The sequence below is a fragment of the Acetobacter malorum genome, assembly GCF_002153605.1.
In the GTDB taxonomy this organism is placed as follows: Bacteria; Pseudomonadota; Alphaproteobacteria; order Acetobacterales; family Acetobacteraceae; genus Acetobacter; species Acetobacter malorum_A.
Genome location: NZ_JOPG01000007.1, coordinates 58,971 through 83,305, shown reverse-complemented (window position 1 = coordinate 83,305; position 24,335 = coordinate 58,971). Strand labels below are relative to the sequence as shown.

The 24,335-nt window shown below is 55.5% G+C and carries 25 protein-coding genes and 2 tRNA genes; 15 read left to right on the top strand and 12 right to left on the bottom strand.

Annotation, left to right across the window (positions count from 1 at the left end; all coding sequences use genetic code 11):
- Positions 1–77: 77 nt before the first annotated feature.
- From HK23_RS03525 to HK23_RS03490, 8 genes are all read right to left on the bottom strand, one after another.
- Positions 78–659, bottom strand: a complete 582-nt coding sequence (locus HK23_RS03525) for a hypothetical protein (RefSeq protein ID WP_086652885.1) — start codon at positions 657–659, stop codon at positions 78–80.
- A gap of 107 nt (positions 660–766) precedes the next feature.
- Positions 767–973: a helix-turn-helix transcriptional regulator gene (locus HK23_RS03520; RefSeq protein ID WP_086652972.1), complete on the bottom strand. Its 207-nt coding sequence runs from the start codon at positions 971–973 to the stop codon at positions 767–769.
- A 118-nt stretch (positions 974–1,091) separates the two neighbouring features.
- Positions 1,092–2,144 carry a hypothetical protein gene (locus tag HK23_RS14195; protein WP_143217468.1) on the bottom strand — a complete coding sequence of 351 codons (1,053 nt, stop codon included), beginning with the start codon at positions 2,142–2,144 and terminating at the stop codon, positions 1,092–1,094.
- Positions 2,145–2,191: 47 nt separating this feature from the next.
- Entirely contained in the window at positions 2,192–3,343 is a 1,152-nt protein-coding gene (locus HK23_RS03510; RefSeq protein ID WP_086652883.1) for a tyrosine-type recombinase/integrase, read from the bottom strand.
- 136 nt (positions 3,344–3,479) lie between these two features.
- Positions 3,480–3,570: transfer RNA gene (locus tag HK23_RS03505), tRNA-Ser, on the bottom strand.
- A 65-nt stretch (positions 3,571–3,635) separates the two neighbouring features.
- Positions 3,636–4,298 carry a phosphoribosylanthranilate isomerase gene (locus HK23_RS03500; RefSeq protein ID WP_086652882.1) on the bottom strand — a complete coding sequence of 221 codons (663 nt, stop codon included), beginning with the start codon at positions 4,296–4,298 and terminating at the stop codon, positions 3,636–3,638.
- A 1-nt stretch (position 4,299) separates the two neighbouring features.
- Positions 4,300–5,004 carry an orotidine-5'-phosphate decarboxylase gene (gene pyrF / locus HK23_RS03495; protein ID WP_086652881.1) on the bottom strand — a complete coding sequence of 235 codons (705 nt, stop codon included), beginning with the start codon at positions 5,002–5,004 and terminating at the stop codon, positions 4,300–4,302.
- Position 5,005: 1 nt separating this feature from the next.
- The gene (locus HK23_RS03490; protein WP_086652880.1) at positions 5,006–5,356 is read right to left on the bottom strand and encodes a lipopolysaccharide assembly protein LapA domain-containing protein; all 351 of its coding nucleotides are present in this window, start codon (positions 5,354–5,356) and stop codon (positions 5,006–5,008) included.
- Positions 5,357–5,604: 248 nt separating this feature from the next.
- Between HK23_RS03490 and HK23_RS03485 the strand changes: the two genes are divergently transcribed.
- The 12 genes from HK23_RS03485 (at position 5,605) to HK23_RS03430 (ending at position 16,137) form a co-directional block, all read left to right on the top strand.
- Positions 5,605–6,108 (top strand): protein-export chaperone SecB, encoded by a 504-nt coding sequence (locus HK23_RS03485; RefSeq protein WP_086652879.1) that lies wholly within the window; start codon positions 5,605–5,607, stop codon positions 6,106–6,108.
- A gap of 50 nt (positions 6,109–6,158) precedes the next feature.
- The gene (locus tag HK23_RS03480) at positions 6,159–6,821 is read left to right on the top strand and encodes a glycosyl transferase (RefSeq protein WP_086652878.1); all 663 of its coding nucleotides are present in this window, start codon (positions 6,159–6,161) and stop codon (positions 6,819–6,821) included.
- Between the two features lie 93 nt (positions 6,822–6,914).
- A complete protein-coding gene (locus tag HK23_RS03475; RefSeq protein ID WP_086652877.1) occupies positions 6,915–8,312 on the top strand; it encodes a dipeptidase in 1,398 nt (465 codons plus the stop codon).
- Positions 8,313–8,337: 25 nt separating this feature from the next.
- Positions 8,338–9,309 carry a 4-hydroxythreonine-4-phosphate dehydrogenase PdxA gene (gene pdxA / locus HK23_RS03470; protein ID WP_086652876.1) on the top strand — a complete coding sequence of 324 codons (972 nt, stop codon included), beginning with the start codon at positions 8,338–8,340 and terminating at the stop codon, positions 9,307–9,309.
- Positions 9,306–10,040: a pyridoxine 5'-phosphate synthase gene (locus tag HK23_RS03465; RefSeq protein ID WP_086652875.1), complete on the top strand. Its 735-nt coding sequence runs from the start codon at positions 9,306–9,308 to the stop codon at positions 10,038–10,040. The genes pdxA and HK23_RS03465 overlap by 4 nt, the downstream gene beginning before the upstream one ends.
- 21 nt (positions 10,041–10,061) lie before the next feature.
- Positions 10,062–10,418, top strand: coding sequence for a hypothetical protein (locus HK23_RS03460; RefSeq protein WP_086652874.1), 357 nt, complete (start codon positions 10,062–10,064; stop codon positions 10,416–10,418).
- Positions 10,415–11,575, top strand: coding sequence for an anhydro-N-acetylmuramic acid kinase (locus HK23_RS03455; RefSeq protein WP_086652873.1), 1,161 nt, complete (start codon positions 10,415–10,417; stop codon positions 11,573–11,575). Before HK23_RS03460 ends, HK23_RS03455 begins: the two co-directional genes overlap by 4 nt.
- Before the next feature lie 92 nt (positions 11,576–11,667).
- Complete coding sequence (locus HK23_RS03450) at positions 11,668–12,147, top strand: hypothetical protein (RefSeq protein WP_256940047.1); 480 nt, start codon at positions 11,668–11,670, stop codon at positions 12,145–12,147.
- A 239-nt stretch (positions 12,148–12,386) separates the two neighbouring features.
- On the top strand, positions 12,387–12,566 hold the full coding sequence (locus HK23_RS03445) for a DUF3311 domain-containing protein (protein WP_086652872.1): 180 nt from the start codon (positions 12,387–12,389) through the stop codon (positions 12,564–12,566).
- Complete coding sequence (locus HK23_RS03440; RefSeq protein ID WP_086652871.1) at positions 12,563–14,059, top strand: sodium:solute symporter family protein; 1,497 nt, start codon at positions 12,563–12,565, stop codon at positions 14,057–14,059. The genes HK23_RS03445 and HK23_RS03440 overlap by 4 nt, the downstream gene beginning before the upstream one ends.
- A 158-nt stretch (positions 14,060–14,217) precedes the next feature.
- Complete coding sequence (gene alkB, locus HK23_RS03435; protein WP_086652970.1) at positions 14,218–14,871, top strand: DNA oxidative demethylase AlkB; 654 nt, start codon at positions 14,218–14,220, stop codon at positions 14,869–14,871.
- Between the two features lie 90 nt (positions 14,872–14,961).
- On the top strand, positions 14,962–16,137 hold the full coding sequence (locus HK23_RS03430) for a serine hydrolase domain-containing protein (protein WP_086652870.1): 1,176 nt from the start codon (positions 14,962–14,964) through the stop codon (positions 16,135–16,137).
- 16 nt (positions 16,138–16,153) lie between these two features.
- Here the strand turns inward: HK23_RS03430 and HK23_RS03425 are convergent, their stop codons facing one another.
- The 3 genes from HK23_RS03425 to HK23_RS03415 all read right to left on the bottom strand — a co-directional run bounded on the left by HK23_RS03425 (position 16,154) and on the right by HK23_RS03415 (position 20,055).
- Complete coding sequence (locus HK23_RS03425; RefSeq protein WP_256940045.1) at positions 16,154–16,801, bottom strand: YceI family protein; 648 nt, start codon at positions 16,799–16,801, stop codon at positions 16,154–16,156.
- A 148-nt stretch (positions 16,802–16,949) separates the two neighbouring features.
- The gene (locus HK23_RS03420) at positions 16,950–17,357 is read right to left on the bottom strand and encodes a helix-turn-helix domain-containing protein (protein WP_082881871.1); all 408 of its coding nucleotides are present in this window, start codon (positions 17,355–17,357) and stop codon (positions 16,950–16,952) included.
- Positions 17,358–17,706: 349 nt separating this feature from the next.
- Entirely contained in the window at positions 17,707–20,055 is a 2,349-nt protein-coding gene (locus tag HK23_RS03415) for a TonB-dependent receptor (protein ID WP_373270304.1), read from the bottom strand.
- 201 nt (positions 20,056–20,256) lie between these two features.
- Between HK23_RS03415 and HK23_RS03410 the strand changes: the two genes are divergently transcribed.
- The 3 genes from HK23_RS03410 (at position 20,257) to HK23_RS03405 (ending at position 21,042) form a co-directional block, all read left to right on the top strand.
- Positions 20,257–20,332: transfer RNA gene (locus tag HK23_RS03410), tRNA-Glu, on the top strand.
- A gap of 82 nt (positions 20,333–20,414) precedes the next feature.
- Positions 20,415–20,591 carry a hypothetical protein gene (locus tag HK23_RS14490; RefSeq protein ID WP_179193778.1) on the top strand — a complete coding sequence of 59 codons (177 nt, stop codon included), beginning with the start codon at positions 20,415–20,417 and terminating at the stop codon, positions 20,589–20,591.
- Between the two features lie 232 nt (positions 20,592–20,823).
- Complete coding sequence (locus HK23_RS03405) at positions 20,824–21,042, top strand: hypothetical protein (RefSeq protein WP_086652868.1); 219 nt, start codon at positions 20,824–20,826, stop codon at positions 21,040–21,042.
- A 115-nt stretch (positions 21,043–21,157) separates the two neighbouring features.
- Here HK23_RS03405 and HK23_RS03400 read toward each other — a convergent pair whose 3' ends face one another.
- Positions 21,158–23,869 carry a Hint domain-containing protein gene (locus tag HK23_RS03400; protein ID WP_086652867.1) on the bottom strand — a complete coding sequence of 904 codons (2,712 nt, stop codon included), beginning with the start codon at positions 23,867–23,869 and terminating at the stop codon, positions 21,158–21,160.
- Positions 23,870–24,335: the final 466 nt, after the last annotated feature.

Below are 24,335 nucleotides of genomic sequence, written 5' to 3'. Positions count from 1 at the left end.
GCGTGGGGTGTGTTCTTCTTTTTGTGGCCCGAGACGAAGTCTCGGGTCGGTCGATCGGGAGAAAGACAGGCTGTCGTTTAGACATGCTGACCTCCCTTGGATGAGGAGGTCGAACGGCGCTGCTTCTGTGTTTTGGGCAGCGTAGGCCGTGTCTCTAATGAGTCTGGATGAAACACTGGCGCCGTGTCGTCAAGAAGCGCGTCGAGATCTACTGTTGAACCCGGCGGATGGCGAGGCTCGGGGGTAAGCTCGCGCTCTTGATACTCCGCGACCCAATCGACGATCGTGTTTTCGATGGCCTGCCGAATCTGTTGGTCCAGATCGTGGGCGTCTTCTGGCGGCAGGCGAACATCGAAGCCGGGTGTCTCAATGATCGCCCCTGTTGGGCGGTAGACTTTGCCGTGCTCCAGCAACGGGCCAGCGATGACACAGGTCGATGTGGAGCCGAGATAGTAGGCTAGAGAGGGCACGTCATAGCGAAACCAATGAGACGTGGCGCAGCGGTAACTCTCGCCGATTTTGTCTTCGGTGATGAGCTTCTCGATGATCGGGCCAACCCCCCGCAGGATACGGGCGGGCGCTTTAACCGAGAGGGTCTGGTCAGAAGCGGGCGATAGCCAGGACTGAAGGCGTGCAAAAGCACTCAGGAACACGGGCATGCGAGATCCTTTTCGCGTTCGAGGACGCAAAGTCATGGGAAGGGTGAGAATGTTCGAGAGGTCTGAGGGGGCGCGGCGCTTGGTGATGCAGGCGCCGCCTCAGGCCGCTAGCGGTAGGATTGGGTCGGGAGGCTCTTGAGCCAGTGCTCGATCTCGCTAGAGCGCCATCGGACGCGCCCTCCGCCGACCATAATCGGCATCGGGATTTGGGAGCGCTTCATCAGGCGATAAATGCTCGACCGGCTGCGATAGCCCGTCATACGGAGCACATCATCAATCGTGAGAAGAAGGTTTAGGTTCGTGTGTTGTGTCATCATGATCCGTTCCAAGTGATGGGGAACGGATCAAACCTAAATCGTGCGACTCACCATGCGTGAGCTTTTACCCAAGAAGATAGAAAGCCATACGGCGTAAAACGTAAGGCATTGGAATTTATATATTCTTATGCACAAAACCATTGCGGATCGTCGCAAGAGCACGATCGCGTATCTTGTCGTAAGAATGGTTTTTTCCATTCCCTATAATCTTTTTGATCGTTTCCAAAGGCTTTGGATCACGACTGTCTGTCGTCCAAATCGTTTTGATCGTCCCTTGCTGTTTTGAACTTTCGAGGACACTGAGAACGTATTCAGCCAACTCGTCCAGGGTGTCTTTCGCCTTTTCATTCGGAAGATTCATAATGCTGCGGAGGACAATTTTGAGCTGCTCAGCCGCTTCGCCGATTTTATGGGTCTCCCCAATATAGGCTTCAATGAAGGCCTCGTGCTGATCTTTTGGAACCTCCGCAAACCAGCGCCCGGTTCGCTTTGTTATGATAGCCACAGCTTTTTTGTGGCACACAGCTTTTTCGACCAATGTCTTCGATGTGTTGTTCTGGTTTTTTACGTCACAAGGCGGCTCAAGCTTATCTGTCGGCCAAGGTAAAGAGCCCGAAACGCGTCGGACCCAAACATCGCCATGGTACGCCGTCCGCCAGTAACAATTAATCCACCGGCGGCGCTCATTAAAGTCTGCACCAGAGAACAACAAAATCCACCAGCGGTTCTGAAAAACATAGTTTGGAATGAGACCCTGCGACGTTTTTGCTTCCCATTCACCTGATCGCAATGCTGCGATTAAGGGGCGCAACTCGGGAAAAGAACTTTCATCCGGTAGGGTGAGAAACGGAACGCGAAAGCGAGTAAAATGAATTCGATCGCACGCGTAAATTGAAAGAAAGAACGCACAAGCTGAAATTATAAAAATAAACAATATATTTTGATGAGATGTTCTGTGAAATATCTCATTGAGAACAAATGCTAGCGTAGATGCCAAAAGAAATATCGCTGAGAAAATTGAAACTAGATATCGAGCGAAGAAAATATAAGCCATCTGGACAATAGATGACTTGGAATATCCTAATATTCGCCTTTTTCCGTCCGATGGAAGATCAGGGTTTACAAAATACCCCCCAACGGTGAAGGCATTTTCCCACGGTGTGATCATGACCCATTCCGCTCATTTCAGTTGAAAACCAGATCAACCTAAATGATTTATGATTTCGATTGCGAGCAAAACTGCGCCCAAGCCTGCATCATCACGCGCCGTTTATCGAGCAGATTGCCGCGGCGATAAGCAGCTTCGACCTTATTCCCGATTGCATGAGCCAAGGCCATTTCGGCGATATCGCCATCAAAGGTGGTTTCTTCTGCAACCCAGTCGCGGAAAGACGACCGAAAACCATGTGGAACGGCTTCGATCTTGGCGTCGCGACAGATTTTAGTCAGCGTCATGTCCGACAGCGGCTTCGCTCCTCGCTGCCCTGGAAAGACCAGAGGACTCCGCGCCTCCCTATAGGTCGCAGCTTTCTGCAACAGCGCGAGTGCTGAGGATGAGAGAGGGATGACATGCTCCCGGCCTGCCTTCATACGCTCAGCCGGGATCGTCCAGAGAGCATGCTCGAAGTCAATTTCATCCCAGGTTGCGCCCCGGATCTCGCCAGAGCGCGTTGCCGTGAGGATTAAGAGGGACAGGGCTAAGCGACCAATCGAATCTCCTTCTTGGAGATAAGACAGAAATTGCGGCACCTCCGCGTAGGGAAGTGCTGCATGATGAACGGGCTTGGATTTGATTCGCGGGAGAGATTTGTCCATTGCTGCGAGCGGCAACGGTAAGGTTCGGTAGCCTTTGCCAATAGCCCAATCCACGACGCTGCCAATGCGCTGACGGACCCGGCGCGCTGTTTCGGGCTTCTCAAGCCAGATAGGAGCGACAACATCGCGAGCATGATGCCCGTCGAGCTCTGAGATGGAGAGGTCACCAATGATGGGAAAGGCATAACGCTCTAACGTAGACAACCACTGAGCGCGGTGCTTCTGATTTTTCCAGTTCGCCTTGTTCTCGGCAAAGACCAGAGAGACGGCTTCACGAAATGTAGGGATGCCTGCCTCTTTGCGACGCTCTGAGACGGGGTCAAGTCCAACCTCGACCTGCATTCGTGTTTTGACGGCGCGCTCCCGAGCAAGAGCCAAGGGTACCTTCTTGACGCTGCCTAAACCGATATCTCGTCGGTTGCCGTTCTTCTGAACCCTGCAAACCCAGGATTTGCTCCCCGAGGGGGTCACGACAAGATAGAGCCCATCGCCATCTCCGTAGCGTCCAGGCTCTTTGGTGACTTTCACAGAGGTCGCTGATAACCGGCCCATCTATTCCCACACTCCATACCACGCGTGATGTGGGATAGAGTGCAATTTGATGAGTCGTGATGCAACACGAATTGAGAGGATATCCGCAGAAATCCGCCATTTGTGATACGCGTTGAAACTACATTGTAAGGGTGATTGGCGGAGAGAGAGGGATTCGAACCCTCGGTACGCTATTAACGTACACACGCTTTCCAAGCGTGCGCCTTAAGCCACTCGGCCATCTCTCCGGCGCGGGAGTGGTAATAGCAACTCTGACGGATCAGGCAAGAGGGAAAACGAGCGTTTTTGCCTGTCAGGCAGAAAAAGTGACCGAGCGGGCATTCTGGATGAAGCGGGCAATGGCATCCGGGCTTTTGATACCCGGAGCACTTTCCACCCCGGATGACACATCCACGGCCGGAGCGCCGGTTATCGCAACAGCCTCCGCCACATTGTCCGGGTTCAGGCCACCCGCCAGCATCCACGGGAAAGGCGGCGTCCAGCCCTGCATCAGACCCCAATCCAGCTTCTGGGCATTCCCTCCGGGGCGCGTAGCGCTGGCGGGAGGCTTGGGCTCAATCAGCAACCTCTCTACCCCAATAGGGCAGCGCGCAGGCAAATCAGCCCGTGCGGACACCGGTTGAGACAGCCAGACAGGCAACCCGAAGCGCGCATGCACCTCAGTGGCCCGCTCAAAAGAGGCGTAGATCTGTAAAATATCCAGAGAGACTTCATCCAGCACACGGGCAATGGTCTCATCATCTGGATGCACAAACAGCCCAACCCGCGCCGGCCCCCCGGCATGCCGGGCAGAAAGCGCATGGGCCTGAGCGGGTGTCACGCAGCGTGGGGAGCGGTTAAAAAAAACGAACCCCACCCAATCAGCACCATGCGTGACGCAGGCATCAAACCCGGCCTCTTCCGTCAGCCCGCAAATTTTAACGCCACGAGCAGCGGAGGCCGGATGATGCACCATGTTACGCAGCCAGTTCTGCCGCAATGGCAGCAGCCGCGGCAGCCGGGTCAGCAGCCTGCGTGATGGGACGACCGACCACAATCCAGTCAGCCCCGGCCTGACTGGCCTGGCCAGGTGTCATAACCCTCTTCTGGTCCCCAGCCTGACTGCCAGCGGGCCGGATTCCCGGCGTGACCAGTAAGGGGGCATCCCCCAGCGTATCCCGCAGGGGAGCAAGCTCATGCGCAGAACAAACCAGTCCATCAATTCCCGCCTGCATAGCCAGCTTACCCAGCCGCAGCACCTGCGCCCGTGCGCCGTCCATCACGCCGGTTTCCGCCAGAGCGTGATCATCCAGACTGGTCAGCACCGTGACAGCCAGCAGTGCGGGGCGTGCATCAGCGGGAAAAGCTTCATCACACGCTTTGCGCGCGGCTTCCATCATAGCCAGACCGCCAGAGGCATGGAGCGTCAGCATTTTAGGGCGCAGGCTGGACAGGGATTTAACGGCTGCCGCAACCGTATTCGGAATATCGTGCAGTTTGAGGTCCAGAAACAGCGGGGTTGTGCCCGCCACATCGGCCACAGCCTGAAACCCTGCCGCGTAGGCAAATTCCAGCCCCAGCTTCACCGCTCCGGCAGACGGCCCCACGGCCTGTGCCCATGCCTGCGCGGTCGCGGCGTTTTGTGTATCGAGTGCCGCAATCAGGCCAGTCTTACGCTTCATGTCAGATACGATCTTCCTGAAGAGGAGAAGGAGAGGCATGACCAGCCACCTGCGGTGCGGGAGCGACACTCTGCTGGGCAACGACGGAGGCTGCCTGCACCTGTGCGAGCTGCGCTTCCAGCTCCTTAATCCGCTGTTCCGCCTTGCGGGCACGGCGGCGTTGCACCAGCTCGGCTGCCCACAGGCAGAACGCGCCCATGATGAAGGCCGTTGCCGCGACGATCAGGGCCAGCACACCAGCTGAACATTTCCAGCTATAGGTGAGCAGCCACATATCCAGCGGGTCCTGATTACTGGCGCTGAAGATGACAAGAGCCAGCAGGAAAGGGATAACAACAGTGAGTCTGATCATGGGGTTTCTCGTAGCCTTCCAGTGTACGGAGAGCAAGGAAGCAGATGAAAGAAAGACGTAAAAGGTGACTACATCGCTATACCCCAAATTTTTGTTAAGGTTTGTATTTTAATACTGCTCCCACGGAGCAATAAACCGACTATCCCCCTCGCGCATCAGGTACTAATCTGTTACTCCTTCCGGACTTTGCCGCATTTCTTCCTTATCCAGCATAGATTGAAATTTGACGACAGGAGCCTTTGCACACCATGGCCGACCACAACGATTTTATGACAGATTCCATTGGCGGTGCCGCAAGCTCCTCCGCAAAACCGGGCGTTTTGATGGGGATTCAATACGTCAAAGCCGTCACATTTCAGGTTATTGGTGCCCCGACCGTTTATGCACTGGCTCAGGAACGGCCGCAGATTGCTATTATGGTTGATGTCCGCGCCAACCAGATTGGCGAAAACATGCCGAATTTTGAGGTCGAGCTGGTCATGCACTGCCAGGGCCAGACGGCTCCCGGCCCGAATGGGGAAGACCCGGTGCGTCTGTTTGAAACCAAAATGACCTATGCCGGGATTTTCACACTCAACCACTCCACGGCAGAAACATTTGAGCCCCTCCTGCTAATTGAAGCCCCCCGCATGCTGTTCCCTGGTGCGCGGAACCTACTGGTAACACTCAGCCGTGAAGCAGGTTTCCTGCCGATTGTGGTCCAGCAGATCGACTTTGCAGAACTCTGGCGCAACCGCCGCGCTCAGGGCTGATCAATCCCGGCGCCCTGTTCTTCTTGTTCGTTTGAAGAAAGCCTGATGCGATGACGTCACTCCAGTTCCCTCCCCTCTGGAAAGCCTTTGACCCGGAGTGGTACCGACAGGAATATAAAACTGTTCTGGGAGACGTCCTCTCGCTTCCCGATGCGGACCTTAAGGCGTGGTATGAGGATCAGGGGGCATTTTCCGGCCATTCTCCCAACCGCTATTTTGATGAAGAATGGTATCGGCGGAACTGCTCGGAAGCACTGGCTGAGATTGCCGCTAATCGCTGCCGGTCCGGCTTTGAACATTACTGCCGCAGCGGGTTCAAAACACAGTCCCCCCACTACCTGTTCTCGGAGCGGTATTATACGTCCAGCTCCCCGGACATCAGCCTGCCCAACCTCGAGAAAAACGGGTTTGCCAATGGCTATGACCATTTTCTACGGTCCGGGGATAAAGAGCATCGGTCCGGGCATCTGTTTTTCAACCCGGACATCTACATCCGCAACAGGCCGGAAAACCCGGAACTGGCGCACCTCTCCCCGTTTATCCATCTGCTGCACGCAGACAAAAGCATGCCGGATACGGTGCAGCTTTCCAGCCAGTTTGACCCGGCATGGTATCGCATCACGCACCCTGAAGCAGTGCAGGCCGTGGAATACGGTTATACGCCCAACCTGCTGTATCAATTCCTGGCTGATTTCACCCCTGACGGTTTCTGACCTTTCCTCTGCCTCCAAATCGTGTGATTGCATGAGCACCACAGGCCGCTGAGCCTGACGTGTTTGAGGCCCTACGACGCAGAGGATAAAAAAATGACAGAACAGGCCGCTCTTGATCTGGCAGACAAAGGGCTGGATGACAGCCTGAAACGTCTTTTTGACCTGCTGCGTATTCCCAGCATTTCCACCCAGCCCGACCATGCCCCCGACTGCCGCAAGGCAGCGGAATGGCTGGTGACGGAACTGAGTGAGATTGGTTTTGACGCCAGCACGCGTGAAACCCCAGGTCACCCGATGGTCGTCGCCCATGCCAAGGGGCCGGAAGGCTCCCCGCATGTGCTGTTCTATGGCCACTATGACGTGCAGCCGGTTGACCCGCTGAACCTGTGGACTTCCGCTCCGTTTGAACCGGTTCTGGTCAAAGGACCGACGGGTGACATGGAAATCACGGCCCGGGGTGCTGCGGATGACAAGGGGCAGGTGATGACCTTTGTGGAAGCCTGCCGCGCCCTGCGTGCTGCCGACGGCACGCTGCCGCTGAGCGTCACCATGCTGATTGAAGGCGAGGAAGAATCTGGCGGCGTGAATCTGCTGCCGTTTCTGGAAGCCAACCGGGATGAGCTGAAAGCGGATGTCGCGCTGATTTGCGACACCGGCATGCTGGGCCGTGGCATGCCCGCCATCACCACCATGCTGCGCGGCATGGTGGGCGAGGAAGTCACCATTACCTGCGCGAATCGTGACCTGCATTCTGGCATGTATGGCAACGCAGCCCGCAACCCCATCCAGCTTCTGTGCGACATCCTGTCGGACCTGCGTGATGGCGCAACGGGCCGCGTCACGCTTCAGGGCTTTTATGAAGGTGTGCCGGTTATTCCGGAGGAAACTCGTGCCCTGTGGCGCAAGATCGGCCCCACGAATGAAGAAGGTCTGGCCCCCGTTGGCCTGAGCCTGCCGGCTGGCGAGATTGGCTATACAGCCCTTGAACAGACATGGTCCCGCCCGAGCTGCGAGATTAACGGCATCAGCGGCGGGTATGAGGAAAAGGGCTTCAAGACCGTTCTGCCTTCCAAAGCCATGGCGAAAGTCTCCTTCCGTCTGGTTGGCACACAGGACCCGGACGCTATTCGTGCTGCCTTCCGCGCGCATGTTGAAACCCGCCTGCCCGCAGACTGTAAAGCAGCGTTCACGGCGCATGGTGGCTCCCGCGCCAGCATTGTCTCGGCCGACATGCCGTTCCTGCCTCCGGCTCTGAAGGCACTGGAAGAAGAGTGGCAGCATCCCGCAGCCGTCATCGGCTGTGGCGGCTCCATCCCTGTGGTCACTGAAGTGCAGGAAGCGCTGGGCATGGACTCCCTGCTGATTGGCTTCGGGCTGGAAGATGACCGCGTCCATTCCCCCAATGAGAAGTATGACCTGACATGCTTCCACAAAGGCATGCGCTCATGGATCCGGGTGCTTTACGCTCTGGCTGCCCGGAAAACCCACTGACACAACCAATGAGGGACTGACCACCATGCTGGTGCTGACACAAGGTGACCCGGCAGGCATAGGCCCGGAAATTACCGTGAAGGCCTGGCAGGCGCTGCGGGAAAGCGGACCGGCCTTCGTGTTTCTGGGAGACCCGGCTCTTCTGGAAACAGAGGCCCCCGTGCGTGTGCTTGGCAACATTGCCGAGGCACGCACGGTGTTTCGGGATGCCATTCCGGTTTTACCGTTGTCTCTGGCTGTGCCCGTTACCCCCGGCACGCCGGACAGCCGAAACGCGGGCAGCGTGATCGACAGCATTACGCAGGCCGTGCGCCTTGTGCAGGCTGGCGAGGCCTCTGCGGTGGTCACCAACCCCATCAGCAAAGATGTGGTGAAGCAGGCCGGGTTCACGCACCCCGGCCACACGGGCTATCTGGCCGAACTGTGCGGCGTGCCCGGGCAGGATGTGATGATGCTGGCTGGCCCGTCTCTTAAGGTTGTGCCCGTGACCGTCCATGTGGCGTTGCGCAAAGCGATTGAGCAACTGACGCCTGAACTCATTATCCGCACCGCCCGCACCACGGTGCAGGGATTAAAACGCGATTTTGGCCTGACCAGCCCGCGCGTGGCAGTCGCGGGCCTCAACCCGCATGCGGGTGAAGGCGGCCTAATGGGACGGGAAGAGCTGGACTGCATCATTCCGGCCATCCGCACCCTGCAGGCTGAGGGCATGACCATTTTCGGCCCTCTGCCGCCGGACACGATGTTCACACCGGATGCACGAGCCCGATATGATGTGGCCTTGTGCATGTATCATGATCAGGGGCTTATCCCGCTCAAGACACTGGATATGGCGGAGGGTGTGAATATCACGCTGGGTCTACCCATTATTCGCACATCTCCTGACCACGGCACAGCTTTTGATATTGCAGGGACCGGACAGGCTGACCCGAGCAGCCTGCTGGCCGCACTGAGGCTGGCAGCAGAACTGGCCGACAACCGAAGGAAGGCATCATGACGACGACATCCCGCCCCGCCATTCGGCTTGGAGTGAATATTGACCACGTCGCCACCGTGCGGAATGCCCGTGGCGGTGCGCACCCGGATCCGGTTGCCGCTGCCCTGCTGGCTGTGCAGGCCGGAGCGGATGGCATTACCGCGCATTTGCGGGAAGACCGTCGCCATATTCGGGATACCGACCTCCAGCGCCTGCGCACGGAAATCAAAGCGCCGCTGAATATGGAAATGGCCGCCACGGATGAGATGGTCACCCTTGCCTGCAAACTCCTGCCCCATGCCTGCTGCATTGTGCCGGAACGACGGGAAGAGCTGACCACGGAAGGCGGTCTGGATGTGGCGGGGCAACTCCCCGCTTTGAAACCCCGCGTGCAGGCTCTGACGGAAAAAGGCATTCGCGTTTCTCTGTTTATCGACCCGGACCCCGACCAGATTGAGGCCGCTGCCGCCGCAGGCGCACAGGTGGTGGAACTGCATACCGGGGCCTATGCCGAAGGCCGGGTTGGCGAGCTGGACCGTTTGCGCGCCGCAGCAACACAGGCGGCAGCAGCCGGGCTGGAAGTGCATGCAGGTCATGGCCTGACTTATGAAAATGTTGGTCTTGTTGCAGCTCTTCCCGAAATCATGGAACTGAATATCGGACATTTCCTGATCGGGCAGGCAATTTTTGACGGACTGCCAACCGTAATCCAAACCATGAAACGCCATATCCACGCCGCCTCGGCGCGCTGAGCAGAGCAAGCAGGACAGATTATGGAACAAACACCGGGCACGCCCAAAGCACTGATGGCAGCTGTCATCGGGATGGGCATTCTGATTGTGGTGGGCACCGTTGGACTGGTGGGCGTCATTATCCACCGGATGGGGTCTCATACGCCCTCCGCCAGCCCAACTCTTTCTGCCCCGGCTGTTCCCTTGCAGGATGCTCCTGCTCATCCGGTTCTGCCCGCGGGCACACATCTGATCAGCATGGCCCGTGTGCGGGATGACCTTCTGGCCCTGCATGTCTCCACCAATGGCGAGGAGCGTATTTTGCTCTGGCAGGTCAGCACGGGCCGGATCTTGCCGGGCATTGACAGTGCGGTACCTTCTGCTGGCGGCACACCATGACCGGGATTAACGCACCGGCAGACCCTACCCCACAGGTGCAGGACGGCGGAACGTTCTCCCCGCTGACAGCCATCGGTCTGATGAGTGGTACCTCTCTGGACGGCGTGGATGCCGCGCTTATCACAACTGATGGCGTCAGGGTTTTTCATCACGGGCCGTCTCTGACTGTCCCTTATGATGCGCCCCTTCGCGCCAGACTCCGCGACATTCTGGACCGCGCAGCCAGCCTATCGCCAGACGATGCGGACCTGCTGGACGCGGAACAGGCACTGACCGACGTGCACACGCAGGCCGTGCAGGCGGTTCGCGCCAAAGCAGGAGATACCCGTGTGGATATCATCGGGCTGCACGGGCAGACCATTCTGCATGCGCCCGGCCGCACATGGCAGATTGGTAATGCCAGCCGCCTTTCCGCTGCGACGGATCTGCCGGTTATTCATGATTTCCGCACCGCTGACGTTCAGGCAGGAGGCGAAGGCGCGCCGCTTGCGCCGCTTTACCATGCCGCCCTGCTGCACGGGCACGCCACGCCCAGCGCCGTGCTCAATATTGGCGGTGTGGCCAACCTCACACTCATGACCCGCTCTGGCGACGTGCTGGCCTGTGACACCGGGCCGGGCAATGCCTTGCTGGATGACTGGATGTTCCGCCACACCGGCCAGCCCTGCGACTTTAATGGCGCCTGTGCTGCTGAGGGAACGATTGATACTGCCTGCCTCTCTGCCCTTGTGGCGCATGATTTCTTCCGCCAGCCCCCGCCAAAATCTCTCGACCGGCTGAGTTTTCATCAGGCGCTGGAACAGATCTCGACACTCAGCGTTGAAGATGGCGCTGCTACCCTTACCGCTTTCACGGCTGCGGCCATTGCTGGCACCCCGCTGCCGGAACAGCCGTTGCACTGGTTTGTGTGCGGCGGTGGACGCCACAACCCGACACTGATGCGCATGCTGGCAGAAAGAGTGCCCGGCACGGTGCAGCCCGTCGAAACTCTGGGGTGGGATGGTGATGCACTGGAGGCCGAGTGTTTCGGGTTTCTGGCCGTGCGCAGTCTGCGCGGCCTGCCCCTCTCTCTGCCAGCAACAACAGGCGTGCCTTACCCCATGCCCGGCGGTCAGCTGACCTGTGGGGGCATCAGCCCCGCAGGCCGCAGGCTGTAACCACATCTCCCCGTTTACCAGAACAGGAGGAGCGATTGATCTTCCTGTTCTGGCAAGGCACCATGCGCCCAGCATGCAAGAAGGACCTGACCATGAAACGTGCCCTTATTCTTTGTCTCAGCCTGCAAGGCCTGTCGCTGCTCCCCTCCGTGGGCGCAGCACACGCGCAGACGGTGGTTGATGGCAGTGACAAGGATGCAAGCCCGTTTGTAAAATCTACCCTGCATATGCTGAGCACACGCTTTGCAGAGGACCATCCAAAGTTCAGAAAGATCACCACTCATAGCTCCGGTGAGAAGCAGATTGTCTGTGGTGAAATCAGTCTGCGGGGCAGCAAGGTACCGGCCGCTGAAAACTTCATGCCTTTTGGTGCTACACAGGGGGAAGAAAACCCGCTGGTGTATGAACCGCATACGATCCCCGCCGCACTAGACTTCCGGGAAGTGAACACATGGATCAATCGCGGTGCCGATCTGGAAGATCTGGAAGAAATGGGCTGCGTGCCGGAAGGCAGCTACCGCCAGTACAGTGACCACCTCAATACTGTGTTACAACACAGAAAAACCAACTAACGCTGCCTTCCAGCAGGTCAGGTCTTTCAGGTTTTTCTCCTGAAAGACCTGACCTGCAAAAAGGTCCGCCTGCCCTTTTGTGTTATGACAAGGCTGGCAAAAATGCCGCTTTCCAGCTGGAAAAACACAATACCGGCATCAATCCCCCCTGACTCCGCAACAAGCAATTGACACCTTTGCCCCTGCGTGCATGACTATCCGGGTCCAAAATAAAAAATAACAAATCCGGTCGTCTTAAAATGAAATTCCTGTCTCTGCTGCTCCTGCTGCCCTTTCTCGGGCTGCTCTGGACGCCCCTGTACGACCGCTATACGCCCGTACTGTTCGGCTTCCCCTTTTTCTACTGGTACCAGCTGGCCTGGGTGCCGGTAACCTCCATTTTTATCTGGATTGTCTGGAAAAAAGGGCGTGACGCATGAGCGGCATCAATCCGTGGGCGCTGGGCGTCTTTATCCTCTTTTTTGCAGCCACCATCATCATCGGCAGTTCCATTCAGTGGCTCCGTGGGCTGTTTGGCGGCGGTAAAAGTGCGACTGTTTCGTCTGACGAGGAATGGTCTCTCGGTGGTCGCCAGTTTGGCGCGTGGGTCACATGGTTTCTGGTCGGGGGCGATTTCTATACCGCCTATACCGTCATTGCTGTGCCGGCACTCGTCTATGCGGCAGGTGGATACGGCTTTTTTGCGTTGCCTTACACCATCATCGTCTATCCGTTTATTTTTCTGGTTATGCCGCGCCTGTGGAAGCTCGCACATGCCGGGGGCCATGCCACCGCGGCGGACCTTGTACGCGCCCGCTTTAACAGCCGTCCGCTGGAAATTGTTGTTGCCATCACCGGGCTGGTCGCGGTCATGCCCTATATCGCCCTGCAGCTGATCGGCATCCGTACAGTGATTGAGGCTCTGGGTCTGCCGGGCGATATCCCGCTGATCATCGCCTTTGTCTCACTGGCTGCCTATACATGGCTGGGCGGGCTGCATGCCCCGGCGCTGACGGCATTTATCAAGGACATCATGATCTACATCGCCGTTCTGGTGGCGGTTACGGTCATTCCGCTGCACATGGGCGGCTATGCGGCACTGTTTGCCGGAGCAGACACCAGTCAGCCGGTTCTGCATGCCGGGCAGGGTCTGCCTTATGCCACGCTGGCGCTCTCCTCAGCTCTGGCCGCTTTCTTGTACCCGCATACGCTCACCGGCATTCTGGCGGCAAAATCTGCGGACACCATTCGCCAGAATGCCGTGTTCCTGCCCATCTACACCGTGGTGCTGGGGCTGATCGCCATGCTGGGGCTGATGGCACATACTGCTGGTATCAAAACGGACAATACCACCATGGTTGTGCCGCTGCTGTTCCAGCAGATCTTTCCGGCATGGTTTAGTGGCTTCTGCTTTGCAGCCATTGCCGTCGGTGCACTGGTTCCGGCGGCTGTCATGGCCATTGGGGCCGCCAACCTTGTGACCAACAACCTGCTGCCCCCGCAGAAAGACCCGGTGCGCACCAGCCGCATCACGGCTCTGGCCGTCAAAATCGGTGCTCTGTTGTGCGTGCTGTTCCTGAACGCCAAATTCGCCATTGATTTCCAGCTGCTAGGCGGGGTGATTATCCTCCAGACCTTCCCGGCCCTTATCCTTGGTCTGCTGCGTATCCGCTTCTCCGCCGTTGCCATGCTGGCGGGCTGGGCTGTTGGTGGCCTCTTCGGGCTCGGTCTGTGCTGGATGGACGGGCTGAAGCCCATCCATATGGTCACATTTGGCCCGCTCTCCGGCATGGTCTCAACAGGGCTGTTGTCTCTGGTGGTCAATCTGGTGGTGGTGGGGCTGGTCACACTGATCAAACCCGCTGTCGAAATCCCGGATGCGTCCGTAACGGGTCAAACGGTTAGAACACAGGACCGCACGCCCATTTCCTGACCAACGAGGACAAGCACGCAGCCGGAGCGCGTGCTTTTGTAGAATAATTATCATTGCTCCGGCGGCTCTGGTTCGGCACCCTTCTGGTCTCATTCTGCCAGAAGGGTTTCCCCATGCCAGACACTACGCCACCCCAGCCCGAGATGGGCTTTGGCCAGATGGATCTGGGGCTGACAGACACCCGGCCAAAGCGCGTTACCCTCAGTCCGGGCGCCACTCTTCTGCGGGGTTTTGCACTGGATCAGGCAGAAGACCTGTGGCGTGCTCTTACCCCGGTCCTGCACGCAGCCCCCCTCCGCCGCATGCTGACCCCCGGAGGGCGGCAAATGTCTGTCGCCATGTCAAGTTGCGGCACATGGGGCTGGATTACCGATCAGTCAGGCTACCGCTATACGCGCACAGACCCGACCACGAAGACCCTCTGGCCCACCATGCCGCCCCAGCTCTTTCAGCTAGCCTGCCGGAGTGCTGCTGCGGCCGGTTTTGAAGGCTTTCAGCCTAATGCGTGCCTGATTAACCGCTATGAGGCAGGCACGCGGATGACCGCGCATCAGGACAAGGATGAAGGCGATATCACGCAGCCGATTGTCTCAGTCTCGCTCGGCCTGCCTATCCTGTTTTTATGGGGTGGCCTGCAACGCACAACGCGTGCGCATCCCATTTTACTGGAACATGGAGATGTGCTGGTGTGGGGCGGCAAGGCCCGCCTGCATTATCACGGTGTCAAACCGCTGGAACCGGGCCAGCACCCGTTGACTGGCCCCACCCGCTTTAACCTGACATTCCGGTATGTCGCGCAGGCTGCGCCCTGATAGCAGTAGTCTCTCACACTGGCGCATCACGAGGTTTCTCTTTTACACTCCTGCGCCTGACTCCTATCCCCTTTACGCCGGACCCGCCCAATGCCTGCTTCTTTCCGCCTCTCCCGCCGTATGGCCCTGAAATCCGGCACGCTGGCCACAGGGCTAAGCCTGTTCGGAGTGAATGCTGCATGGGCACAAAACATCCCCAACAGCCGCTTTGCCGCGCTCGACCAGATCTTTCAGAAAGCTGTTCAGGAGGGGAAAACGCCAGGTGCCGTCGCTGCTGTCGGACAGGCGGGACAAACGGTCTGGAAAGGTGTGTTTGGAAACCGCGCACTGGTTCCTCATAAAGAACCGATGACGTGGGACACGCTGTTCGATATGGCATCTCTGACCAAAGTTCTGATTACCGCCCCGGCCATTATGCAACTGTATGAGCGTGGCCTTGTGAAACTGGATGAACCGGTCAGCACGTATCTCCCCGCCTTTGCCGCCAACGGCAAACAGGCCATTACCGTCCGGCTATTGCTCACGCATTACTCCGGTCTGGCCCCGGACCTTGATCTTGCCACACCCTGGCATGGCAAGGAGGCTGCCGTTCAGCGCGTGATTGACGCACACCCGATCAATCCCCCCGGCGAGCGGTTTGTTTACAGCGATATCAACTTCATCACGCTCGGGTTGATTGTTGAGAAACTCTCGGGCCTCACTCTGAATGTTTATGCAACTCAAAACATTCTTCAGCCCCTTGGCCTCTCCCGCACCTTCTTTTTGCCAGACAGCGCCCTGCACGACGCCATAGCCCCCACCCAGTATGATGAGCAGAACCAGATGCTCCGGGGCGTGGTGCATGATCCGACGACCCGCCGCATGGATGGCGTTGCCGGACATGCCGGTCTGTTCTCCTGCGCGAATGACATGCTAACCTATGCGCATGCTCTGCTGGCCCGCCGGGCTGGACTGCCCTCAGCCTTCCCGCTTCGCCCGCAGACCCTTGTGCTGATGTCCACCCCGCAGCAACCCGCTGGAAAATCTGATCTGCGCGGATTGGGGTGGGATATCGCCACGCATTACTCCTCGCCCCGCGGGGAGCATTTTCCGGCAAACTCTTTCGGCCACACCGGCTTTACCGGCACATCGCTCTGGCTGGTGCCGGACAAGGAAACATTTGTCCTGATCCTGACCAACCGTGTCCATCCGGACGGCAAAGGCAATGTCATTGCTTTGCGCAAGGATGTTGCGAGCGCCGCCGCCCTTACCCTGCAAGCCCCCTGATGGGTGCTGGCGGTCTTTAATGGACAATTCCTGACGGGTCTTTTTCAAAAACGCCTGTCAGGGAGAGTTTCACATCGTCCCCCACAGCCGTCATGGCATGTCTGATGCCAAACGCGCTGCGCTGGATGGTCCCATCAGCTTCAAACCCGACGATATAATCCTGATCCGTTGGATTTTTTCCTGCGCCGACAAAATGGACACGCAGCGTCACAGGCCGTGTTACGCCATGCAGCGTCAGGCGCCCGGCCACTCTTGCGCGTGACGGACCATCGGACACAATTTGCGTCGAAATAAATGTGGCATCAGGATATTTCCGGGCATCCAGCCAATCATCGCCACGGAGCGTTTCCGCCACGGAGCCAGAGGTCGTCGTCAGGGACTGTACAGGCAACCGTAATGCCACGTGCGATTGTTCAGGATGTGCGGGATCAAGCTGAAGAGACCCTGATACGCCGGAGAACATGCCATAATACCAGCTGACACTCAGGCAGGAGACTGAAAAAACCACCTGCGTGCGCAGATTATCGACATGATAGAGACCACCTTCCACAACAGGGACTTCCGCCACAACCGGGGTAACGTCTGATACCTGCGCTCCTTCAGCACAGTTCAGCGCCAGCATCGCTCCTATCCCCACCAGCGGAAAAAAGGCGGCACGTTTCATTGTGCTCTCCCTGTTTTATCATCCCTCCAATTGGGTGTTTAAATGGGTCAGCGGGCTGAGAGTTCCCTCACGTGTCTGCGTGCAGATCTCCGCCTGCCCCGACACGCGCGGAGAAAGCACGGGAAGACGCCCGCGTCATACGTCTGCTTCAGAGGCCTTCTTCGCTCTTGCGCCACATTCTGACCTGCCGCTCTATCCACTTCTGGGCAGAAACCTTACGTGAGGGGTCAAGCATGCGGTACAACCGCAGGATATCGTATTCATCCGGTGTGACTGTCAGCGCGATATCTTCTTGCACATAGCCTGTGAGGAAAATTTCCGGCTCCACGCCAAACAAAGCGGCAAGTTTGGGAATATGCTTTCTCGCACTGCCTTCCCGGCCCGTCTCCCAGAACGCAATAGCAGGGCGAGACACACCCAGTGCATCAGCAACCTGCTGCTGTGTCAGGCCTGCGGCTTTGCGCAGAATTTTCATTCTCTGCCCGAGGTCTGCCCCGGGAGAGACGATATCCCGTTCTTCAGTATCTTTTACATGGTCCTCAGACTGGCCTGACATACTGGGTATGTTCCGTCTTGATTGTACCATTTCGTGCTCTCCCAAACATCCGATACGGTTTCCGCATACGGATGTGGCTCTTACTCTGCCCTAAGCATGTTTACAATTAACAGGCTGCTATGCCGCATAATACAGCAGACGCCCACACAATCCTGTGCAGAAAACATTGTCATACTGAACAGACAGTTCTCTATCACCCGTTTATGATGGCTAACAGAAATTTTTTATAGATTTTATTACAAAAACCCCCAACCCATAAAAGGATTGAGGGGGAAAATGACTCTATAGAGCGGGTAAAGTCAGAAAATAATTTACGCATTATAGTAAATTATTTTCTGACAACTGCGTTTTAGAAACTTTGAGTAATGCCAGTCAGAATAGTCCGGCGCAGGCCATATTGCGGTGCGCCAACACCAATCCCACTGCCATCCCGCAGCAGATAGGCGCGGTCAAACAGGTTGGTAACATCCAGCCGCACCTGCGTATTACCAAGGAAGGAGTGCCCAAACAGGTTTTTGAACGTCTGCACGGCCGCAAAGTTGAACGTTGCATATTGCGGCACAACAGCCCCGTTCGGCACATCGCCATCAGCCCGAAGACCGCTGCCATAAACCATAGTGGCGGAGACACGCAGCGGATGCCAGCTTTTGTGGAAGAAGCTGTAAGCCGCTCCGGCAGAGGCCGTCCAGCGCTGGTCGTGATCCAGATGAATCCACCGGTGCTGGATATAATTCAGGTCATCCTGCCCGAAGTTGAACTGCGCACTGGTAATATCCTTACCAATAGCGCGAGACCAGGCGAAGTTCCCGTAGAGAGACAGCGGTCCCTTATCATAAGAGGTGCTGACCTCGTAACCGTTCACCTGCCCTTTGCGGTAGTTAAAGCCACTCAGCACAATTGGGGCACCAAACTGACCTTCATCAATCAGGTTGTCGGCCAGCTTGTAATAGGCATCAAAAGATACGCGCCAGCCCGGCAGGATCTGCTGCTGAATGCCCGCATCAAAGTAATGGTCACGCTCTGCCTTAACTGTTGAGTTCTGCGTAACTTCCGCCGCAGAGCTTGTGTTTGCAAATTTATAAAGCGCAGAACTGCTCACCACTTCAAACGGCGGCGGCGTGAAGTAGCGGGAATAGCCTGCATGGATCGTAGCCCCTTTCCAGGGCTTCCAGACAACATTCAGACGCGGGCTGACCTGCTTCTCGCTGGTATATTCACTCACCCCGTCAAAACGCAGACCATAATTGACGGTCAGATTCCGCAGCGGTGTCCATTCATCCTGTGCATACAAACCGTAAACGGTGCCGGTCTTACCACTACCGTCGTAAACTTTTATAGGCGTTGAATCGAAGGTCGGGTTGCCATCCTCATCCACACCATTTGCCCCAAAGACCGTGGAATCTGTCTTTGAGATCGTGCGTTCCACAAAAACCTGAAAACCAAACCGCACAGTGTGATCTTTTGCAGCATGCCAGGTGACGTCATGCTGTGTGCCTGTTGAGAAAATGGAGCGCGCTGCCCGCTGAGCAATACCGTTATAGACAAGGTCGCCCAGTTCATCCGGCGAATAACGCAGGCTGCTATAGCGGGTAAACACCGAGCTTTGCAGACTAAAGGCTCCAATCTCTTTCTGAAGAGCAAGAATAGCGAAATCTGTAATCTGCTTCTGGTGTTCATTCAGGCTGGCGCTGTCAACACTGCCATCCAGCTTCTGCGCCAGATTGCTCCCGGTATAAGACGGTTCTGCAAACTGCGTCTGCTGACCTGGGTTATTCGGCAACTGATATTCCGCGTTGGAAACACCTGCAATAAAGCTGATCCGTGTATTTTCATCCGCTGTGTACCGCAAATGGCCGAGGAAGTGATACTGATTGCTCAGGTCATGCACAGCGTTGAAGGATTTGGTCGTATTTTCAATCCCAACGCGATCATGCACAAAATCTGCCGTCGCAAAGTAATCCCACTTCCCCTGATGCCCGCCATACTGAAGCGACGGGAAGAAGTAATCACGCGCCCCTCCGTAAATTGAGGCATTACCACCGGCATTAGTCGTGCCGTTCTTGGTGGTAATATCTACAACAGCAGCCTGCAAAAATCCGAATTCGCTGGGGAGCGCGCCGGTCGTGAGGGACATGCTATCCGCAAAGCGCGTCATCAGTGCCTGCCCGAACACATTCAGCCCTTCAGGAAGCTGCACCCCATCCAGCCGGAACTGCACTTCATTATGGTCACCACGCACATGGATCTGACCATAACTATCCTGCGTCACACCGGGAGCCTGCAAAAGCACCTGATTCAGTGGCGTGTTATCGCCGCCCGGAATGGTTTCCAGCGCCTTGCGGTCAAAACGATAAACCGTGGCCCCTGTATCAGGCTGAAGCTCTGATCTGGCCCTGTCCAGATGTGCCGTAACCGTCACGCGTTCCGGCCTGTTTGCCAGACCGGGCTGGATGGACACAGTTTCCTGACCGGTGGGCTTGCCCTTCGCTGTATCGTCCTGACGCACCGTGCGCGCAGAGGCCTGTACCGTCTTTTTCTCCTGAGCAGACTTTTTCTCAACCGTTGGCTGAAGTGTTTGCACTGTCTGCGGCGTGCCAGCAGGTAACGTCTGAGCCTGAGCTTTTTCGATACAGAACAGAAATCCTGCTGTCGTGCAGACGGTTGAGCATGCCAGCAGAAAAGAAAGACGAGACACCAGCATAAGAGATTGGCCTTTAAGGGTTTGGAAGTGAGCTAACTCCCGCCTTTTATCTGTTATGATATAACGTATCAACGCAATTTTTAAGGAAACCCTTACCTTCCCCTTCCTCTGTTACCTGCAAAGCACACTCCGCTGTTCTGCTTTTTCTCCGCTTGTGTCCGCTCAGATTTTCTCGTAGTAATCCGCTCACCCCTCTACGTCCCGTTCGTCTAGAGGCCTAGGACATCGCCCTCTCACGGCGACAACACGGGTTCGAATCCCGTACGGGACGCCAATGTTTTCATTGGCTTTTTAGGCAAAACTCTTCCAAAAATATGGGTTTCACACCATCGCGAGGAACGTTGCAGTTTCCTTTCATGGAGGCAGAAAACAACACTCTGGCAAGTGATGTTACGAGCAGGCGCACAGACCCCGCCACTGGCAAGCCTTTACCGCGCATTGTGAGCTATCGTGGCCCTAAGCAATACATGACCCGTAAGGTGGTCGACGGTCGACGGGTGCAGCAGACTTTCTCCCCTACGGCGCAGGCGTGACGCTAGCTGAATGAAACGGCCGCCAAGGCAGAACTTCGCCAGTTCACGGATACGCGCCCTCTCGACAAGATGACGATTGGCACACTTGTTGAATGGTACCGCGACGAGAGCATGACCATCGGAAAGCCGACAGGATCAGGCATATTGCCGCAATCCTCCGTGACGCATCACTCTGGCTTCGATACGATTATCAAAATTCTCAACCGCAAACGTCCGAGATTGCCGGGATCGCATGACCACTGCCAGATATGCAGCAGCCAAGGCTGTCAAACACCTCAATCTCCTTGCTTACATTATCCAGCATGCAATTTCGGAATGGGATGTCGCCATCATAAACGACGTCAATGAGAGGGTGATCGAAACCATCAATAACCCACGTTACCCGTTGGAACTGTTCCTCCGAGTGCTAACTTATATAGCCTTGAAAAAACGTCATGAGACCGGATTATGATGGGTAAACAAGGCTTTTCCAGTTGTCTTCCCAATCTGGGAACTCACATGCTGCGTCTTATCAGCTTATCAGTAAAAAATCCCCATACCTCTACAGGTATGGGGATTTCCTTTATTTATCCAACCAGACTAATCTCTTTTTCATCATGATCTGTCAGTAAATAGGGCCCTGCTGCGCACAGTGTCAGCACAAGAATGCCCATAGGATTTTTGGTTGCCTCTTCCAAGGGCAGCACTGCATTGCCGTTTGTCCAAACGGCTGCATTATTTGCGTCTGTAGCATACCATCCTTCAGGCTTTTCGGTCCGAAGATGCGCTACGATATTCTGCTTTCCGCTGGCGAAAACCAGATTAATCTCTCCAACAGCAACCCCCAGCTCACGACGATCATCCACAAAAGGCCCAATAACATCCACCGGACGGTTTGTGCGTGAAACAATGCGAACCTGTGCTGTGCCAGGCGGCAACATGAAACTGTAGACACCACCGTCTTGGCGTAACGGCCGGACCACTGCACCAGCTTCCGTCACAAGACGAACATCTGGGTCACTGGTTGTTGCAACTGTTTCTTCGCAAACAGGCGCCCCAAAAATCTCCTGAGAACGAAGTTCCAGATTACGGAAAAGGGGTTCAACAAAAGAACGCTCAACACACAAGGGAGCCGCGGCATCGTCTTCCCAGGTGCTGCCAGTATTCCGCAGCGCAACAACAAGACCTTCCTGGCGAAAGGTTTTACGGTTCCCTGTATCCAGATAACTTTCTGTCAGCATCCCATCAGCACAGATCACTGCATGATGATGTGTTTCTACGTGATAATAATCATATGCCGTAATGGAACGGTCATAAAAAATAGAAATACCATTGACCAACATACGGGCAGGAACGAACCGTCCGTCAAAAAATAGGCAATGCTCTGGTGTAATCAGCATATCTTTGAACGGAACGCCATCAGCGACAGCGTCTTTCAGAATACGGACTGGGTAGCCCGCCATATCATCGGATAATCCTGACCGAACCGTCGTCTTCTTGTGGCCAGTCCAGACAACAGTTTGTTCTGCTACAACTCCGTTTGTGTAGCTGAGGATTTTATCGCCAATTTGTATATCCTGAACCGCAACTGTGCCTGACGGTGTGGAAATCAGGCTATCAGCGAGAAAACAAACTTCTGCATTCGCCCCGCCATGCCCGTCATCAACCAACACGAAACCTGTATTTTTAACGCCAGCAATGTTGAGCGTGATGTTCGCTCCGCTCGCCAGTGTAATAACGACCTGATCATCAGATGGGTATGCATAAGATGCACCCGCAGCCGATACACCAGCCAGATCAATGCTGTCAGAATTTCCTGGACCAACACCACTGAACCCAGTGATGACAGTCGTCAGGGTTCCTCCTGAGGCCAGACCGGAAACAGTTAGCCCTGCGTTATCATCTGATTGTAGATCAATTGTACCACCGGCGTTGTTCCAGATTGTCGCCGAGCCACCGTTCTGCACCGTGACCGTACCGGAGATAGCACCTTGGCTTGCAACATTTACAACACCGCCGGAGGAGATAACCGCATTGGTGATAGCGGCGCCGCTGGTCACATTCAGATTGACAGAAGCCGGGACATTCCATGTCCGGTTTTCGCTATATCCGCTTTGTAAGTTTACGGTACCGCCGTTCGATGTGAACGTTGTGGAGTTGGTGACGAATGCATCGTTCGTACCCGTACCTCCACCAGACAGATTCAGCGTTCCGCCATCAACCACAGTGTACCATGTAGACCCACCGGAATCGACATTGATGACACCGCCACTGCCTGCTGTAGTGTAATAAGTCTGACCGCCCGCCTGGACATCAATCACGCCGCCGTTATCAACAACCGTTCCCGAGGCCATACCGCCGGACTGCACCTGCAGGGATGCGCCGGATGCCAGATCACCGCCACTTACCGTGCCGCCTGAGCGTGCAACCGTTGTGCCTTGCAGAATAGCACCGGAAGAAAAGACTACCGTTCCGACAGACCCTGCGTTTCCAGCAACTACATCTTTTGCAGTGCCACCATTCAAAACAGTGGTCACGCCACCACCGACAGTGGCTCCGCCTGAAATCACACCGCCATTTGAAACAACGATTGAGCCGCTATTGGCCAAGTTTCCTGAGCCGTTAGCTCCTTTTTGTATTAATGCTCCACCGCTATCAACAACGACGCTACCACCGGGCTGAATAGTTTGACGCGACGCAACACCCCCGGAAAAAACCGTTTCTGTAGCACCACTGTTAACCGTTATATCAGCTACAGACCCGCCGGATACCGCAAGAGCATTCCCAGACTGCAACGTAGCCGAAGACAACTCGCCGCCAGATTTAACAATAATTGTTGAGGGTCCTGATACAGGGTTTTGACTTTGTAGTACGGCGCCACTTTCAACAACCAAATTACCGCCTGCACTTGTCCACGTAATAGTGCCCGGTCCTTTATACGTTGATATCGTGCCTCCAGAGAGTATATAATTCGCTCCGGTATATCTCTGAGATCCCGCATCAACAATAAGCGTTCCGCCACTTAATAACGTGAGGGTTGCGCTTGAATAACCAATGATGGATCCGTTTTCAAACTCAAGCGATCCGCCAGATGAAACTGTGATATTTTCATCAACAGATCCACCGCTATTAACTACCATCTTCCCGGATGATATAGTGCCAGATCCAGCAAGGTGACCGCCGCTTAAAACGACTACGCCAGACTGTGGTGTTCCATAAAAATTTCCCGGAACTCCCGCGTCATAAACACCACCGTTAACACCGTCAACGTAAAGTATTCCGCCTGAAACGTAACTCATAGATTCCGATTCCCTGTTAAAAATTGATCAAGGAATCCACAGCCCGTTGCATGGGAAACACCCCTGTTACGACTCCTTAAGATAAAACTATTGTTTTTAATTAACACCGGTCAAACAAATAAAAGTTGTCGCCTGTTAACCGTTTGGTTTTTCCAAATTTATCCTCCATTGAGTTTTCAGGCATCTCACGCACCTAAATCTGCCAACAAACACCATTTGAAACACTTCTTGGAATCAAAAAATATAATATACAAAAATATTTTTACGGATAATAGGAAGAAATGACTCATAATTACATATAAAAAGTTTATTTTAACTAGAAAATGAAATAAAAGAGCGACCATCGTCTTAAGGAAAATCATAACACTAAAGAATTGATCCCAGGTTCTTCGATCTCACCAATTGCTTTTGCCGCAGCACCGTATTCCAGAAGCATTTATCAGTGCATTCCTGTGAAAAAATGTAC